This is a genomic window from Comamonas sp. NyZ500, from assembly GCF_016772095.1.
Lineage (GTDB): Bacteria > Pseudomonadota > Gammaproteobacteria > Burkholderiales > Burkholderiaceae_C > Comamonas > Comamonas thiooxydans.
The window spans coordinates 81,992-82,398 of record NZ_JAEIJE010000018.1 but is presented as its reverse complement, the minus strand read 5'-3'; the positions used below and the strand labels follow the sequence as shown (position 1 = coordinate 82,398).

Annotated in this window: 3 tRNA genes; all 3 read left to right on the top strand. The window is 52.3% G+C overall.

The window, feature by feature from the left end:
- The 3 genes from JAO85_RS21215 to JAO85_RS21205 all read left to right on the top strand — a co-directional run bounded on the left by JAO85_RS21215 (position 1) and on the right by JAO85_RS21205 (position 322).
- Positions 1 to 76: transfer RNA gene (locus JAO85_RS21215), tRNA-Ala, on the top strand.
- Positions 77 to 121: 45 nt separating this feature from the next.
- Positions 122 to 197 (top strand) — tRNA-Glu (locus JAO85_RS21210).
- Between the two features lie 48 nt (positions 198 to 245).
- Positions 246 to 322: transfer RNA gene (locus tag JAO85_RS21205), tRNA-Asp, on the top strand.
- The last annotated feature ends 85 nt before the right edge of the window (positions 323 to 407 follow it).

The window sequence follows — 407 nt, the reverse complement described above, 5'->3', positions numbered from 1 at the left end:
GGGGGTATAGCTCAGCTGGGAGAGCGCTTGCATGGCATGCAAGAGGTCATCGGTTCGATCCCGTTTACCTCCACCAAAATCAATGACGGCGAGTCGCAAGACTCGAATCGTTCTAGGAATTGACCCTATCGTCTAGAGGCCTAGGACATCACCCTTTCACGGTGAGTACCGGGGTTCGAATCCCCGTAGGGTCGCCAAGTTTGAAGCGCTTGTAGCTACATGGTATGTAGCAAAGCTTCCTGCCAGGAGTGGTAGTTCAGTTGGTTAGAATACCGGCCTGTCACGCCGGGGGTCGCGGGTTCGAGTCCCGTCCACTCCGCCAGTTTGGCTAGTCGCTTGATTAAAAAAGCGCCTTTATTTTCAGAAGGCGCTTTTTTAATCGGTGCGAAAGCAAAGATTCTAGGTTA